The organism is Colwellia psychrerythraea, assembly GCF_000764185.1.
Taxonomy (GTDB): domain Bacteria; phylum Pseudomonadota; class Gammaproteobacteria; order Enterobacterales; family Alteromonadaceae; genus Colwellia; species Colwellia psychrerythraea_B.
The window spans coordinates 25,970-42,538 of record NZ_JQEC01000042.1; the positions used below are offsets into that span (position 1 = coordinate 25,970).

At 38.3% G+C, this 16,569-nt stretch carries 17 protein-coding genes; 10 read left to right on the forward strand and 7 right to left on the reverse strand.

The features are described 5' to 3' along the window. Positions 1–12: 12 nt before the first annotated feature. Entirely contained in the window at positions 13–558 is a 546-nt protein-coding gene (gene orn, locus GAB14E_RS08375; protein WP_033083014.1) for an oligoribonuclease, read from the reverse strand. Between the two features lie 115 nt (positions 559–673). Between orn and rsgA the strand changes: the two genes are divergently transcribed. The 5 genes from rsgA (at position 674) to GAB14E_RS08350 (ending at position 6,453) form a co-directional block, all read left to right on the forward strand. Further along, positions 674–1,732 carry a small ribosomal subunit biogenesis GTPase RsgA gene (rsgA, locus tag GAB14E_RS08370; RefSeq protein WP_033083015.1) on the forward strand — a complete coding sequence of 353 codons (1,059 nt, stop codon included), beginning with the start codon at positions 674–676 and terminating at the stop codon, positions 1,730–1,732. Between the two features lie 63 nt (positions 1,733–1,795). Then, positions 1,796–2,629, forward strand: a complete 834-nt coding sequence (gene asd, locus GAB14E_RS08365; protein WP_033083140.1) for an archaetidylserine decarboxylase — start codon at positions 1,796–1,798, stop codon at positions 2,627–2,629. 157 nt (positions 2,630–2,786) lie between these two features. Further along, on the forward strand, positions 2,787–3,167 hold the full coding sequence (locus tag GAB14E_RS08360) for a BlaI/MecI/CopY family transcriptional regulator (protein WP_033083016.1): 381 nt from the start codon (positions 2,787–2,789) through the stop codon (positions 3,165–3,167). Positions 3,168–3,185: 18 nt separating this feature from the next. Further along, positions 3,186–5,327, forward strand: a complete 2,142-nt coding sequence (locus GAB14E_RS08355; RefSeq protein ID WP_033083017.1) for a M56 family metallopeptidase — start codon at positions 3,186–3,188, stop codon at positions 5,325–5,327. 121 nt (positions 5,328–5,448) lie between these two features. Beyond that, positions 5,449–6,453, forward strand: coding sequence for an alpha/beta fold hydrolase (locus GAB14E_RS08350; RefSeq protein WP_033083018.1), 1,005 nt, complete (start codon positions 5,449–5,451; stop codon positions 6,451–6,453). A gap of 43 nt (positions 6,454–6,496) precedes the next feature. Here GAB14E_RS08350 and GAB14E_RS08345 read toward each other — a convergent pair whose 3' ends face one another. Further along, positions 6,497–7,405 carry a cation diffusion facilitator family transporter gene (locus GAB14E_RS08345; RefSeq protein ID WP_033083019.1) on the reverse strand — a complete coding sequence of 303 codons (909 nt, stop codon included), beginning with the start codon at positions 7,403–7,405 and terminating at the stop codon, positions 6,497–6,499. Positions 7,406–7,543: 138 nt separating this feature from the next. Between GAB14E_RS08345 and trmL the strand changes: the two genes are divergently transcribed. Beyond that, positions 7,544–8,008 carry a tRNA (uridine(34)/cytosine(34)/5-carboxymethylaminomethyluridine(34)-2'-O)-methyltransferase TrmL gene (gene trmL, locus GAB14E_RS08340; protein WP_033083141.1) on the forward strand — a complete coding sequence of 155 codons (465 nt, stop codon included), beginning with the start codon at positions 7,544–7,546 and terminating at the stop codon, positions 8,006–8,008. Between the two features lie 72 nt (positions 8,009–8,080). Here trmL and gpsA read toward each other — a convergent pair whose 3' ends face one another. From gpsA to GAB14E_RS08320, 4 genes are read right to left on the reverse strand one after another with little or no spacing between them, the layout of a single operon-like run. Then, a complete protein-coding gene (gene gpsA, locus GAB14E_RS08335) occupies positions 8,081–9,085 on the reverse strand; it encodes an NAD(P)H-dependent glycerol-3-phosphate dehydrogenase (protein ID WP_033083020.1) in 1,005 nt (334 codons plus the stop codon). A 48-nt stretch (positions 9,086–9,133) separates the two neighbouring features. Beyond that, complete coding sequence (gene secB / locus GAB14E_RS08330; RefSeq protein WP_033083021.1) at positions 9,134–9,628, reverse strand: protein-export chaperone SecB; 495 nt, start codon at positions 9,626–9,628, stop codon at positions 9,134–9,136. Positions 9,629–9,674: 46 nt separating this feature from the next. Next, positions 9,675–9,935, reverse strand: a complete 261-nt coding sequence (gene grxC / locus GAB14E_RS08325; protein WP_033083022.1) for a glutaredoxin 3 — start codon at positions 9,933–9,935, stop codon at positions 9,675–9,677. A 56-nt stretch (positions 9,936–9,991) separates the two neighbouring features. Then, on the reverse strand, positions 9,992–10,417 hold the full coding sequence (locus GAB14E_RS08320) for a rhodanese-like domain-containing protein (protein ID WP_033083023.1): 426 nt from the start codon (positions 10,415–10,417) through the stop codon (positions 9,992–9,994). A gap of 201 nt (positions 10,418–10,618) precedes the next feature. Here GAB14E_RS08320 and gpmI point away from each other — a divergent pair, with 201 nt between their 5' ends. From gpmI to GAB14E_RS08305, 3 genes are all read left to right on the forward strand, one after another. Further along, positions 10,619–12,181: a 2,3-bisphosphoglycerate-independent phosphoglycerate mutase gene (gpmI, locus tag GAB14E_RS08315; RefSeq protein ID WP_197061220.1), complete on the forward strand. Its 1,563-nt coding sequence runs from the start codon at positions 10,619–10,621 to the stop codon at positions 12,179–12,181. Positions 12,182–12,366: 185 nt separating this feature from the next. Continuing rightward, positions 12,367–13,476, forward strand: a complete 1,110-nt coding sequence (locus GAB14E_RS08310; RefSeq protein WP_231562065.1) for a murein hydrolase activator EnvC family protein — start codon at positions 12,367–12,369, stop codon at positions 13,474–13,476. A gap of 153 nt (positions 13,477–13,629) precedes the next feature. Beyond that, positions 13,630–14,409: a divergent polysaccharide deacetylase family protein gene (locus GAB14E_RS08305; protein ID WP_052093787.1), complete on the forward strand. Its 780-nt coding sequence runs from the start codon at positions 13,630–13,632 to the stop codon at positions 14,407–14,409. A 292-nt stretch (positions 14,410–14,701) separates the two neighbouring features. Here the strand turns inward: GAB14E_RS08305 and GAB14E_RS08300 are convergent, their stop codons facing one another. After that, on the reverse strand, positions 14,702–15,466 hold the full coding sequence (locus GAB14E_RS08300; RefSeq protein ID WP_033083026.1) for a S1 family peptidase: 765 nt from the start codon (positions 15,464–15,466) through the stop codon (positions 14,702–14,704). Between the two features lie 197 nt (positions 15,467–15,663). Between GAB14E_RS08300 and GAB14E_RS08295 the strand changes: the two genes are divergently transcribed. Continuing rightward, complete coding sequence (locus GAB14E_RS08295; protein WP_033083027.1) at positions 15,664–16,503, forward strand: patatin-like phospholipase family protein; 840 nt, start codon at positions 15,664–15,666, stop codon at positions 16,501–16,503. Positions 16,504–16,569 lie beyond the last annotated feature (66 nt).

Here is a 16,569-nt window from a genome sequence, read left to right on the forward strand (position 1 = left end):
CGCGTGCCTAAGCTACAGTTTGAAAAAAAGCTCTCTATACACTTTTAACTCGGCAATAGACTCTTTAATATCATCTAATGCTAAATGTGCCCCTGTTTTAACAACCGACTCTAATACTTCGGGTTTCCAGCGCCTTGCTAACTCTTTAATAGTACTTACATCTAAATTACGATAATGAAAATGCTCTTCAAAGTCAGGCATATACTTATTAATAAAGCGTCTATCTTGTCCGATACTATTACCACACATTGGGGATTTACCTTGAGGTACCCATTCCTGTATAAAAGCCAGACTTTGTTGAGTTGCCTCTGCTAAACTGAACTTACTATCACGACATCTTTGCGTAAGCCCTGACTTCCCATGATGTTCAATACACCATTGGCTCATATTGCCTAGTATCTCATCACTTTGATTTATAGCAAAAACTGGGCCTTGCGCTAAGATATTCAAATGACTATCGGTGATAATGATAGCTATTTCTAAAATAACATCTACTGCAGGCTCTAACCCCGTCATCTCCAAATCTAGCCAAATTAAATTATTGTCATTTCCCGCCATAAACTTCCCTTAAAAAAATGCACAAGCATTCATATATAATTGTTAGTATAATACGTCAGAACCAAGTTGGGTCAAATTAAATGTCGGATCAAATTAAATAGTATGAATAAGTCTAATGGCTAAAGTAAAAAAACTGACTAAAGGTCAGCAAAGGCGTATTAAAGCCAATCATGATAAAAAGTTGCATGGCAAAAACACTAAAAATAAAGATAAAGTGCAATGGGAGGATGACGATTTAGGAGCCCAAGAACAAGGAATAATTATTAGCCGTTTTGGCCAACACGCTGATGTCGAAAATAACATGGGTGAAATATTTCGCTGCAATTTGCGTCGTTCCATTTCCTCACTTGTCTGTGGCGATAAAGTGCAATGGCGAGCGGGTAAGGAAACAAAGCACTCGATTACTGGCATTATTGAAGCAGTGCATGAGAGAAACTCGGTACTAAGCCGCCCTGATGTGTATGATGGCGTAAAACCCATTGCCGCAAATATCAGCCAAATTCTCATTGTATCTTCGGTCTTACCTGTATTTAACAGTGATATTGTTGATCGTTACCTCGTTGCTGCAGAGCAAACAGGTATTACCCCAGTAATTGTACTGAATAAGACTGACTTATTAAGCACTATTACGGCTGATGAACAAGAGAAAATAAGCAAGCAATTAAAGATTTATCAAGATATTGGCTATCAAGTACTTTACGCCAGTAGTAAATCTCGAGATGGCATAAGTGAACTTAAATTGCAGTTGGCACAAAATACCAGTATTTTTGTCGGCCAGTCTGGTGTTGGCAAGTCAACCTTAGTTAATGCGCTTATGCCTGACTTAGGTGTGTTAACCAAAGAAGTATCCGAAAACTCTGGTTTAGGACAACATACCACCACTGTTGCTCGTTTATACCACTTTAATGAAGGCGGTGACTTAATTGACTCTCCTGGTATTCGTGAATTTGGTTTATGGCACTTAACACCTGAGCAAGTTTGCCACGGGTTTATCGAATTCTCCGACTTCCTTGGTTTATGTAAATTTAGAGATTGTAAGCATCAAACCGATCCAGGCTGTGCTCTAATTGCCGCCGGAGAGAGTAAACAAATTAATCCTGCTCGTTTAGCTAGCTTCCAACGCATATTAGCCAGTCTCAATGATAATAAATTAACCTCACGTTTTAATAATTAAGGAAAACGAGTGTCTTCAAATAATAGTATTAGCGATAAAATTAAAATAACCTTACAATACATTATGCCTAAACACGCTATTTCACGTTTAGTTGGCAAGTTAGCCGCGGCAAAAATGGGTTGGTTAACCACGAAACTTATCAGTATGTTTATTAAAGCATACGGTATCAATATGGATGAAGCGAAACTAAAGAAGGCCAGTGACTTTGATACCTTTAATAACTTTTTCACCCGCGAATTAGAAGAAGGCGCTCGTAGCATTAATGATGATGAAAATGCTATATGTTACCCAGTTGACGGTGCCATTAGCCAGCAAGGTGACATCATTGATGGCCAGCTTATTCAAGCTAAAGGTTTCAATTACAGCTTAACCTCTTTACTTGGTGGCGATGAGACAACTGCTGCACCTTTTCAAGGCGGTAAATTTTCTTGTATTTATCTTGCACCAAAAGATTACCATCGCATTCATATGCCAATGGCAGCCACTTTACGTGAAATGATTTATGTACCTGGTGAGTTATTTTCAGTAAACCCGCTTACTGCAGAAAATGTGCCTGATCTTTTTGCCCGAAATGAACGTGTTGTGGCCATTTTTGATACAGAATTTGGTCAACTAGCTATGGTATTAGTTGGCGCAACAATTGTTGCCAGTATTGAAACAACTTGGGCTGGCACTATTACCCCGCCAGCAGGAAAAGATATCTTTAGATGGCAGTACCCTAAAGATGGAGCTAATGCCATTACCTTTGAAAAAGGTGATGAAATGGGCCGCTTTAAATTAGGTTCCACTGTTGTTAGTACTTTCGCTCCAAACATGCTTAATGATTTTGCATCAAGTGCGGGGCCAGGTTCAATTACTCGCCTTGGCGATTTTTATGCGTCATTAGTTAGATCATAAAATAGACTATTTACTCAGTAGTACTATCAAGTAACAAAACTGTTGCTCATTTAGTGTACTCGATATAAGCTTAGGCTAAATACGATTAAATTCGTAACTTGTCTAAGTCTTATAAAAATGATTAGTCTAATTAAAACTATCAAAAAAGGAAGTGTACATGGCGCATGATAATTCTACCGTAAAGCCTACGGAAGCAGAGTTAACATTACTTAATGTTCTCTGGAATATGGGGCCCGCTACAGTACGACAGGTTCATGATGTTGTTAGCATTACGCAAAAAACAGGCTATACCACAGTATTAAAAATATTACAGATAATGCATGAAAAAGCATTGGTCATCCGTGATGAAACTAATCGTGCTCATGTTTATGCCGCAGCCAATAGTCAAACACAAACACAATCATCTCTCATTAAAGATCTCATTGGTAAAGCCTTTGGTGGCTCAACGTCGAAGTTAGTCATGCGTGCTATAGACGATTCAACCAGTGCTCAAGAAATTAATGATATTCGTCAGCTGTTAAACTCACTAGAAAAATAGTGGCACTCTATTTTGACCATGTTTGAACAATTATTTAGTAACCCTTTTTTATATAGCTTATCGCTAACCTTAGTGCATTTTTTATGGCAAGGTTTACTGGTAGCTCTTATTCTAAAGTCAGCGTTATATATTATTGATAAAAACAAATCAAAATTGCGCTATGGCGTAGCAGCCTTTGCGATGTTATCAAATTTAATACTCGCACTGCTTACCTTTGTTATGGTGTACCCCGATACTAGCTCAGGTATTAATAGTAACCTTAGCCCGATGCCATTAACGAGTTTAGTTAATGAATTAACCCAGCAAAATACTCTGTTAACTTATCAAGAGTTACTACCATCAATATTGGCTTACTCACTACCCTATATTTCCTTGCTTTGGTTGGCAACTATAACAATCCTTGCCAGTAAGCTTTTGATCGAAGTACGTAATGTTAATAACTTACCACTACAATCGAGTGTTTCTCCCTCTTCAGCTTTGTTAGCACGATTTGACCAGCTTGCTAAGCAAATTAAGCTTCCGAAAACACCGAGGCTACTCATTTCGCTAAAAGCAGAAGTTCCCATGGCAATAGGCTGGCTAAAACCTGTGGTATTGTTACCCGCTAGTATGGTCACCGGTTTAGACTCTGCTCAGCTTGAGATGTTGATTTTACATGAGCTTGCTCATATTCGTCGTCATGATTATTTAGTTAATTTTTTACAAACACTTATCGAATTATTATTTTTCTTCCACCCAAGCGTGCATTGGATTGGTAAGCAAATGCGTAACGAACGTGAATATTGTAGTGACGACATTGCTGTACAACATTGCGGTGATGCAATCGCTTACGCACATACATTAACTGACACCGCCTCGTTATGTGCTAAAAAACACTTTAAGACTATCCCTACTATGGCAATGGCAGCATCCGGTGGTGATTTAAAAGCACGTGTACTTCGCCTTGTAGATCACCATTGTGCACCAAGTAATAATATCAGTAAGTGGCTTGCCGCCATCAGTCTGTTATTGGCATTGACACTACTTAGCATAAATCAAATATTAACAATGCCTTTCGCCCACCAACTGAATAATCAATTCCCTTGGCAAGAAAGTAACTCGTTGAGTAAAAGTATTTTTCAATCTACTGTAGCAACAATCGGACTTGATAAAACGAGAGATGACAACAAAGCCTTCATACTAACAAGTGACTCAATTGCTCAGCAACTGCTCAACCGAGAGAACTCAGCTAGCGAAACACCATTAATGGGAATCGCAACAAGTGATACAAGGGAAGAAATAAGTAATAACATTGCCAGCATTCCCTCTAACGTTGAACAATTACCCCTTGAATCATCTGAGTTTGAAACATCAGCTATAGGCAAAAAACTGATAATTGATAAAGAAAATCTTAAAGTATTGGCTTCTCCTAGCGACGTTTTTTCTACAGAAAAAGTAAATATTGCCAACCTCCCTCTACTAATAAACCCAAAAAAATCAATAAAAGAAGAGCCGAAAATAAGCACGGCTAACTTAGAAGTAAATGATCTTGATGAACAATTAACAATACAAACAGAAGCACAACATGCTGTGATCCCAGACGTTAAAATTGTTCTTTCGACGGTTAGCCAGCCAAGAAAATCAGCTCACACTTATAATGTGACTAAGGTAAGTTCGCTATCGGCTAAGCTTGATCAACTGGCTAAAGTTAACCCAACACTACCAATAAACTTGAAAAACGGGCTTTATCGTAAAAGTACCCCCTACGCTAAGATTTCATATAATCAAGAGATCAATCAATTAGCATTACAAAATAGTATCTACCAAGATTCCCATGCCTTCAGCTCTAACAGCGAACAAGTTCTTGAGCAATATGAAATACAGTCACCCTCAAAAAAAACAACCACATACCATGAACCTAAGCTTTTGAATTCAATTAGCCCTGTATACCCTAATCTAGCTAAACGCCGCGGCATTGAGATGGAAGTTAAAGTAAATTTCACTATCGGTCGAAATGGTAAAGTAAAAGATATTATCTTTGCTCAGCAAAGTAAACTTATCTACTTTAAATCATCTATACGATCAGCCATCCGTAAATGGCGTTTTAAACCAGCCATTAAAAACAACCTTAAAATTGAAAGCAAAATGAGTAAAATATTTTCATTTAGCTTACACGCATAACATCCGTTAAACGCTTACCCTTAGCACTAAAATATAGTACTGTAATTTGCCTTATTCTTATGGAGTATTTTCTTATATACTTACTAAAGTGATAGTTCCTGCTTATTATTAAGGTCTCTGCGTGAGTCAATCGATACAATTTAACCAAGAAAAAAAAATTAATGCTAACCTAGCTGATGGAACAACTGCACTCTGGAAAAAGGGCCTCTTTGATACTTTTTCGGGTGTTAACAATGTAAAAGTTCACTACGCAAAATTTTTACAGGAGCAAATTGCAGCTCCCACCATAGTCATTGTACCGGGCCGCTGTGAAGCTTACTTAAAATACCAAGAGCTGATATTTGATCTGTATCAGCAAGGCTACAATATCTTTATTATCGACCACCGTGGTCAAGGATTATCAGAACGATTACTGACTAATTTAAATAAAGGTTATGTGAATAAATTCCAGCACTACGTTGATGATTTTCAATATTTCATTGAAAATATAGTTGGCCACTCTAGTACCACTAAGCCATATATATTAGCTCACTCGATGGGCGGAGCCATTGCAACCCGGTTTATGCAAGACTGCCCTAATGCGGTTAAAGCTGCGGTTTTATCTTCTCCTATGTTCGGGTTCAATTCAGGATTATTACCAAAATCCTTAGCTGAGGCTCTTGTCGCTGCAAAGCTAGCAGTCAATTCTATTATCAGTAATACGCCCTGGTATTTTTTCGGTCAAAAGGACTATTATCCAGTCAACTTTACTAATAATAAATTAACTCACTGCCCCTTACGTTATCAACACTTTGTCAACGTGTATAAACAGAATAAAAGCATTCAACTGGGTGGTGTCACTAGCCATTGGTTAGCGCAGGGGATTGCTGCACAGAAAGAGATATTCGCTAAGATACCTCAACTCAGAACGCCTATTTTATTACTACAAGCTGGCAGTGACATAGTGGTATGTCAGCAAGCACAAGTGGACTTTTGTCAGAAATTGCACACTATCCAACCACAATCTTGCCCCAGTGGCGTACCCATTGTTTTTGAAGGCGCTTACCATGAGCTATTTTTTGAAGTGGATGAGCAGAGGGATGAAGCAATAAAGCAGAGTATTACTTGGTTTAAACAACATAAATAATAGCTTAAACGATATTCAGCTATTGATACTGACCATGAGTTGCTTACGTTACCTTCCCACCTTTCACAGCCGAGCTTGGGTCATGGTGAATAAGGACTTCACAAGGGGCAAATTTTTGACATATTTTACCTTCAATTTCATCGCCTATGCCATGTGCCTCCAATAGCGATAACTCATCACTTAACTCAAGATGAAACTGGATAAACCTCTGCGCTCCAGACTGTCTAGTTCTTAGTTCATGAATACCTTTTGCTTGTTCATGGGCTAAGACAATATCCTTGATTTGAGCAACCTCATCATCACTAAGCTCACTATCCATTAACTGGGAAACACTTTGCACCATAATTTGACCTGCGCCAAAGACAAGAAATAAAGCGACTAAGATAGTGAAAACACCATCCGCTTGCAACCATATGCCCTGGCTTAAAATGATGGCAGCTAATACGCCTAAATTTAGTAATAAGTCTGATTGATAGTGTAATGCATCTCCGCTAATGATAATGGAGCCTGTACGCTTTATTACATAGCGTTGAAAAGCAACGAGTATGAGAGTTAAAACAATAGAAACAATAGTTACCCAAATAGCTACTTCACTTTGTACTATCACCTGTGGATTAAGGGTGCGCGAGACACCACTAAAAATAAGTATAATGGCAGAGCCAAGCACAAAAGAAGCTTGTACCAAACCAGCTAAACTTTCAGCTTTACCATGGCCAAAACTGTGTTCTTTATCAGCCGGAGCTAAGGCAAAACGTAAAATAACGATACTCATTATTGAAGCAAATAAATCAAGAATAGAATCAGTAGTAGAAGCGAGCATGGCACTCGAGTCAGTAACCAGCCAAGCATAAAGTTTAATGACCACTAAAATGAAAGCCGTTGAGGTAGAAAATATAGCCGCTAATCGTACCAAGAATGCATATTCGTCCGTTGACTTTGTACTTGTGAGCATAGCTAATCCTTGAAGAAAAATTAATACCTGAAATTCATTACTCGTTAACTCTCGACCAACTCAAGATGTGTATTTCAGAGTGCACTTTGACCAGTAACGGGTATATAATAACAAAAATTTTATCACATGATGATTGTTATGCTAGATGTTGTACTCTTTCAACCACAAATCCCACCCAATACCGGTAATATAATTCGTTTATGCGCAAATTCAGGCTTCCGTTTGCATTTAATAGAACCATTAGGCTTTGATTTAGATGACAAAAAACTACGCCGAGCCGGTCTAGATTATCATGAATTTGCAGCTATTCAACGCCACGCAAGCTTTGATGCTTTTATGAGTAAGGAGCAACCCAAACGAGTACTGGCAATTACCACTAAAACCAATAACTTTTATGGTGATGTTAAGTTTACCGAGGGTGATTATTTATTGTTTGGCTCAGAAACAGCCGGATTACCTGAAGAAGTACGGGTACAAATACCGGATGAAGATAAAATTAGAATCCCCATGCTAAAAGAAAGCCGTAGCATGAATTTATCAAACGCTACAGCCGTCATTGTATACGATGCCTGGCGTCAACTTGGTTTCCCTAACGCGGTATAAAAACAGTATTAGATAAGAACAACTGTAAATCTATTTTTTGAAAGGTTTACAGTTATTTTAACAGTGAGGGTATTATTCGAACTTTCTATCACGAGAGAGTAAATCTGCTGCCGCTAATTTGGCATCTTTACCACGATAAAGTACCGCATACACCTGCTCAACAATTGGCATTTCAATACTATGGCGTTGAGCCAACATATAAACTTCTTTGGTATTTCGATAACCTTCAACTACTTGGCCAATATCGCTGATAGCTTGTTCAACTTCACTACCTTGGCCTAACGCAAGGCCAAAGCGGCGATTACGAGATTGATTATCAGTACAAGTAAGTACCAAATCACCTAAGCCCGCCATACCCATAAAAGTTGCTGGCTCTGCCTTTAATGCTGAGCCTAATCGGATCATTTCAGCCAAACCTCGGGTAATTAACGCAGTACGAGCATTTGCGCCAAAGCCGATGCCATCGGCGATACCTGCAGCTATAGCAATAACATTCTTAACAGCTCCGCCGAGTTGAACACCAACAAAATCTTTATTGGCGTAAACACGAAACATTTTTTCACAGTGCAGTAAGTCTGATAACTGTGCAACAAAATCATCATCTTCAGAAGATAATGAAATAGCCGTAGGCAGACCTGAAGCCATTTCTTTAGCAAAAGTAGGGCCGGATAGAACCGCTAAAGATACCTTATCACCCAGTACTCTCTTGGCGACATTTTGCAATAAATCGCCAGTATCAGGATCTAACCCCTTAGTTGCCCAAGCAATTTTTTCATTGCCTGTTAACATTGGCTTTATTTGTTTAAGCATATCTGCAAAGGCATGGCTGGGTACTACAACTAATATAGTATCACTTGCTTGTACTGCCTTTGATAAATCGGCTTCTAACACTAAAGTTTCAGGGAAAGCACAGTCAGCAAGGTATTTATTATTTTCTCTATCTTGCGCCATGGCTGCGACGTGATTGGCATCACGCCCCCATAACAAAGTTTCATGACCATTTCTGGCTAAACAAATTGCCAGGGCTGTGCCATAAGACCCAGCACCCAGCACAGTAATTTTTGCAGCTAACGTCATGTACAACCCTACTTATAAGCTAATATTAATTTTTACAATAGCTAGTGATTAATGTGTTTCACTACTTTGTGGTATGTTTTCTTGTGTCGCACGTTGTTGCACATAAGAAGCATATAAACCTTCAAAGTTAACCGGTGTTAAGTTAAATTGTGGGAATGAACCACGATTTACTAAACTTGCTACTGTTTCACGCGCATATGGGAATAGCGTAGTAGGGCAGAATGCGCCGATAGTATGAGCTAAACGCTCTTCATCCACGTTACTAATAGTAAAAATACCCGCTTGCTGTACTTCAGCTAAAAAGGCAGTTTGACCTTCAACAGTAGCAGTTACAGTTACCGATAAAATAATTTCATAGGTATCATCACCCAACTTAGTTGAGCGTGTATCAAGGTCTAATTTAATCTCAGGTTTCCACTCTAATTGAAATACTGCTGGAGAATTAGGCGTTTCAAATGAAACATCTTTAGTATAAATACGTTGGATTGCAAACTCTGGAGATTGTGCTGCTTCGTTATTTACTACTTCGTTTTCTTCAGCCATGAGTGGCTCCTTTATTGTAATTTTTATTATGTAATTGAGTTTAGTTTTATTCTGCGTTTAATAGCGCGTCTAACTGACTGTTCATTTCCAATGCTACTAGTTGATCACAACCGCCAACATGAGCATCATTAATAAATATTTGCGGAACTGTATATCCACCATTACTACGTTCTATCATAGCGCTACGTTTAGTCATATCGCCATCGATCTTAATTTCATTGTATTCAACCGACTTACTTTTTAATAAGCCAAGAGCATGAGTACAATATGGGCAGTATGCTTTAGTATAAATATCAATTTTTGCCATTTTAATTTCTCTGTCATTGATTAGTGACATGGATTTTTATGTAAACCAGTAAATAACTATTTAGCTACAGGTAAGCCTGCACCAGTCCAGCTATTCATACCACCTTTAAGTACACTAACACGAGTAAAACCACCCTTGAATAAATTGCCGGCAATTTGTACTGCGCTCATACCTGCTGCACATACTACAATGATGGGTTTGTCTTTGTATTTTTCAAGACTAGCAAAGCCATTTTTAGTGATTTTTTCATTTGGTAAATTAATAGCATCAAGGATATGGCCCGCTTTAAACTCTTTTTCCTTGCGGATATCAAGAGCAATACCTTCTTCTCTATTCATCAAAAAAGTTAAATCTTGTGTACTAATTTGTTTAATTGGCGACATTTTCATTTTAATTGTGGTGACGATAATCATTACCACTAGGGCAACCCAAACCGCGCTGAGCATGCCATTATTGCCTGCAAAAGTAATCAATTGTTCCATAAATAAAGACCGTTTTTATCAAATTTCGAATCGGCACATTATACGCAAATCACGTAGAATTGCGAACATATCTGCCACGGCTAAACTTGGTAAGCCAACATGGAACATTTCTATGTTAAATCCTTAGTGAATAACACTATCTGAGAGTGTACAATACTTGCCCATAAAACATGGCAGATACTTAATATAACGGGAAAAATAATGGCGAATAAAAAATCAACGGTACTGATGATTCTCGATGGTTGGGGATATAGAGAAGAAACTAGCTCAAATGCGATTCACCAAGCAAACACACCAGTATTAGATGATTTAAAGGCCAACTTCCCTAATATGCTCATCGATACTTCAGGCATGGCCGTAGGTTTACCTGAAGGTCAAATGGGTAACTCTGAGGTAGGTCATGTCAATTTAGGTGCTGGTCGTGTGGTATATCAAGATTTCACTCGTATTACAAAATCAATAAAGGATGGTGATTTTGTTGAAAACCCCACCTTATGCCATGCTGTCGATAACGCTATAGCAGGTGATAATGCCGTGCATATTTTTGGTTTACTTTCTCCAGGTGGTGTTCATAGTCATGAAGATCATATCTTCGCTATGATGGAGCTCGCCAAAAATCGTGGCGCCCAAAAGGTATATTTACACGCATTTTTAGATGGTCGTGATACGCCACCGCGCAGCGCACAAGCTTCTTTAGAAAAAGCCCAACAAAAATTCGCAGAGTTATTTACTGAAGCAGGTACTGGCGAAGGTCAAATAGCATCAGTCATTGGTCGTTATTATGCCATGGACAGAGATCAACGCTGGGATCGTGTTGAAGCTGCTTATAATTTGATGGTTAGCGGCGTCGGTTTACACAAATATGCTAATGCATTAGATGCTCTATCAGCCGCTTATAACCGTGATGAGAATGACGAATTTGTTGGTGCTAGCGCCATCACCACACCATCTGGTGAACCGATTAAAGTAAATGATGGCGATGCGTTAATATTTATGAATTTTAGAGCAGATCGAGCCCGTCAATTTAGCCGCTGTTTTACTGAAGAAAAATTCACTGGTTTTGAAAGAAAAAGTACACCTCAAATCAGCGATTTTGTCATGTTGACACAATATTCAGCAGAGATTGATGCACCATCAGCTTTTGCACCCGCAACACTTAATAATGTTATGGGTGAGTGGTTAGCAAAACATAACAAAACTCAATTACGAATTTCTGAAACTGAGAAGTATGCCCATGTCACCTTTTTCTTTAGTGGCGGTAAGGAAGATACTTTTATCGGTGAAGAACGTATTTTAGTGCCATCACCTGATGTTGCCACCTACGACTTACAACCGGAAATGAATTCGACCCTACTTACCGACAAACTTGTTGGCGCAATTGACAGTGGGAAGTATGACTTCATCGTCTGTAATTACCCTAATGGCGATATGGTTGGACATACCGGTAGCTTTGATGCTGCAGTGAAAGCCTGTGAAGCAGTAGATACTTGTGTTGGTCGAGTTGTAGAAGCATTACAAAGAAACGGTGGTGAATGCTTAATTACTGCCGATCACGGTAATGCCGAGCAAATGCAAGATCCCATTTCAGGACAAGCACATACTGCACACACCTGCGAACCAGTACCGCTTATTTATGTCGGTCGAAAAGCGACGCCAGCAGCATCTGGTACCTTAAGTGATATTTCACCCAGTGTTTTACACTTAATGGGCATGGAACAACCTGAAGAAATGACTGGCTCAGTACTAATGCAGTTAGCTAAGTGAGATTAAATCAATAATCCATCTCTCTGATATCTTAAGATAAACGCTTCGTCTTGAGATAACATTGCTTTAGGTGATATATTGATTGTAGATTTATTGCCATCATTGAATATGAGATTTTTATCCACACATATCTAGCAAGTAAATACCTATCAAATATAGCCACAGCAAGCTTATTAATAATAAGTTTGCTGTTTGCTCTTCCTTCGCAGGCAGAGCAAAACAATCGTAATGAAAGTGTCCAAAAAAAGAACCGCGCAAAACTCAGTGACGTACAAAAAGCTATTTCACAGCAAGAATCTAATATTTTTGATGCCAACAAACAGCGCAGTATTCTAGAACAGCAACTAAAAAATGATGACTTAGCGATTGCAAAAGTGGCTAAAGCGATCAACAAAATAGAAGTTGACCTGATCACCACTCAAGATAAAATATCTACTTTAGCAATAGAGAAGAAACAGCTAACTATTGCCAAACAAAAGCAAGAAAACTTATTGGCGCAACAACTTAGATCTGCATACACTACTGGTCAGCATGATTACCTCAAGTTATTACTTAATCAAGATCAAAGTGAAAAAATTCAACGTACCATTAGTTACTATCAATATTTAAATCAGGCAAGAATGAAGGAGATTGATAAGTTTCAAGCTACCATCGCCCAACTTTTACAAGTGAGCACAGAACATCAAGCACAAATTGAGCACTTGCAGCAACTAAAAGAAAAGCAATTACAGCAAGGTAATCAATTAAGAGCGAATAAAAGCCAGCGAAGTAAAACGCTTAAAAAATTGAGTCGTACTTTACTTTCCAGCCAACAACAATTGAATAAGCTCAAAGCTGAAGAAAACAATTTAAATCAAGCCTTAAGCAAACTTGCAGCAATTATCCAAGCAGAAATTGATTTAACCGGTTTAAGTAAATTAAAGCGAAAGTTATCCTGGCCAGTTAAAGGTCGAATGTTGCATCGCTTTGGTACACGAAAGCAAGGTTATTTAAAATGGAAAGGCGTATTAATTACAGCGCCAATTAGTCGTCAAGTACAAACAATCCACAATGGCACTGTATTGTTTTCAGATTGGCTGAAAGGTTATGGTTTATTGACTGTAATTGATCATGGTAACGGCTATATGAGCCTTTACGCCCATAATCAAACCTTATTAAAATCAGTTGGTGATCGTGTCGAAACAGGGGAACCAATAGCCTTAGTAGGGCAAAGTGGCGGCCAAGAACAGTCAGGGCTGTACTTTGAAATTCGTCACCAAGGAAAAGCGCTTAACCCTAAGTTATGGTGTCGGTAGTTAGTTTATACCACCTAAACTGAATATAGAAATTAACAGTGATTTATCCACAGCGAATTTAAATTGCAGCTGCTAACTAAATCTCTATATTTTTTTGTTAAATAACTGCTAGGCTTACTTATTATAATAATTAAAAAAGACAACTATCACTCAGTGCAAAATACCCTTTTAAAAGAAATTTTTCTTTCTCTCTCTGCTGTGTTGCTAGGTTTTATCCTACTTAACGCTCAAGCCCAAGCACAAACCAACCGAGTAGCCATTGTTATCGATGACATGGGTTACCGTTATACTGATAAACACGCGTTAACTTTACCTGGCGCTATCACTTATGCCTTTTTGCCACACACAACTTACGGTAAAAAACTTGCCAAACAAGCTAATAATGACGACCATGATGTTTTAATCCATATCCCTATGGAGGCAGAAAATAGAAAGAAGTTAGGTCCTGGTGCTCTTACAAGTAATATGAATGAAGACGCTATAAAAAAAAGTTTAACTGCATCATTTGCCGAAATTCCTTTTGCTATTGGTATTAATAATCATATGGGTAGTTATCTCACGCAACTATACCAACCAATGGCTTGGACCATGGATTTTTTAAAGCAACATCAGTTATTATTCTTAGACAGTAAAACAAGCTCACGCTCAAAAGCGGAACAAGCGGCTATTGATTATGGTGTGCCCGTTCATTCGAGACATGTTTTCTTGGACAATGAATTAACAGATAAATATATAAGTCAGCAATTTGAACAACTTATTAACTTATCTCAAAAGCATCAAATGGCAATTGCAATTGCCCACCCTCACCCTGAAACGATAGCCGCTTTAAACAAACTGATCCCTACGTTAAAGTTTCATGGCATTGAACTGGTCTCTTTATCAAGCTTATATCCAGCGCCACATGACAATAATCTCATATTGAGTAGTGATTAGCTTTTGAGAGAAATAAAATTAACTAATCTAAACTATGGATAAGCAGCACTTGCTCAAGATTCCCCTATATCCGATCCTCAGCGTTAAAATTTAGATAAATAACCTGTTATTCACAAACGTTTTGCCTTGATAATCGGATAAATTGAAACATTGATAGGCTCTATCGTCACTTAATTTTGTTGCTAACAATCTAAGTTGTTGTGTTTACTTAAACATCAAATACTCATTATCTAGAGTTCAGGTTAACTAAGTTTAAACATCGAATGTCCAACCAAAATTGACCTATACCTAGCTATAATTGAATATTATTTTCTCTAAGTATTTGATGTAAAAATTTTACTGGGATTGCGTAAGTTATACCGCTAGGGTTACTAATAACCGCTTCTTTAGTCGCCTGTACAAATACTTTATTGATTATGCCAACCACATGCCCTGTTTTCATATCATACATAGCGCTGCCACTATTTCCTGGGTAAGCAGTTGCATCAAGCTGATAAACTAGGTAAGGGTTGCGCATGCGTTTTAGCATTTTTAAATTAATTTGCTCAGCTGATACGGCTGGTACAACTGTTGGTGTAGTACTCGCTATAATGCCTCGGTGAGTTACCGGATATAAGCCAAGCACACCGCCAATAGGAAAACCGGTAAAAGCAATATAACTGCCATCTGCAATAAAATCACCACTGGCCAATTTCATTGCTGGTAAAGCTGGCCCTGACACTTTTAAAATAGCTAAATCATATAAGCTTGAGGTGGCAACTATCTCAGCCTCCCTCACTTTCGCATTCCTACCAGAGCCTACAAAAATGGCCATTTTTTGTAGTAAGCTTTCATTTAACAGTGTAGGTAGTACGTGATCATTAGTGACTATATAAGTGCCATCACCAATCACAAACCCTGTCCCCCGCAAAATATTTTGCGGCCGGCTCGTCGGTGTATGAATACCAATACCAACAACTGCTGGTTTAATTTTAGCAACAATATCAACAAACTCAGCTTGAGTATTTGCCATAAAAAATAAGGCAATAAAACTAAGCACTTGTATGACACGTATCATATTTTTCCCTCATAATTTAACTGATATTGCTTATCCAAAACAAAGTCTACCTTAAAGCATGTTGCATAGAAAAGTTATTCGCCAATATCTTCTAGCGATATATTTCGCAAAATTGCTAACTTTGTACATAATTAAGGTTTAAGCCTGCTCAATATATCGAAGTATAGTTCTATGCATTGCTATTAAGGGGGAGTTAAATGAATAAGACTATTGTACCTATCCTAGCTGGTGGTGGTACTCGGTTGCCAGCCCACTTGGGTGTATTAAAAGCCCTTGAGTTACTCGACATCCCATTTGATGATTTAGTTGGGGTATCAGGTGGCAGTATTATCGCTAGTTTTTATGCTGCCGGTCTACCGCTGCATGATATCAAGAAAATTGCATTACAAACAAACTACAATCAATTTCGAGAATTTTCATTACTCAAGCTCATTCGCCATGGCGGTTTGAGCTCAGGTGACGCCTTTGAACGTTGGGTAGATAAAAACCTACAAGGTAAAACTTTCGCTCAATTAGACCGAAACCTTCATATTGTTGCTACCGATGTCACTAATGGAAAACCGGTCATCTTTGACGCTGAATTAACCCCTGATATGAAAGTTTCCCAAGCGGTGAGGTTTTCCATGTCTATTCCGCTAGTTTTTAGTTTTAAATCCTTTGGCAAACGTATCATGGTTGATGGCAGCATATTATCTGAAGATGCCTTACACAGAGACTGGGACCATAAAGGTACACCGGTACTCTGTTTTCGCTTACGTGGTGAACATGAATATGACCAGCTTAATGTTAACGGCTTCTTTCCTATTTTTAATTATGTAACCTTACTCATTCGCACTTTTATGACCACTATTTCCCGTGAATACATTAACGAAAACTTTTGGCACAACACTATAGTGATTAACATAGGCGAGCATTCCGCGGTTGATTTTAAAATGACGAAAGAGCAAAAACACCAGTTATATAAAATAGGTTTTCAAACCGCAATGGAGGTTATTCCAATAAAAGTAAATATGACAACACATCAAATAGCGCATTAACTTATAAGCATTTATTGAACTCCTACTTGCCTACATCACTCTTTCGCGGTCATAATAGCCTTGATA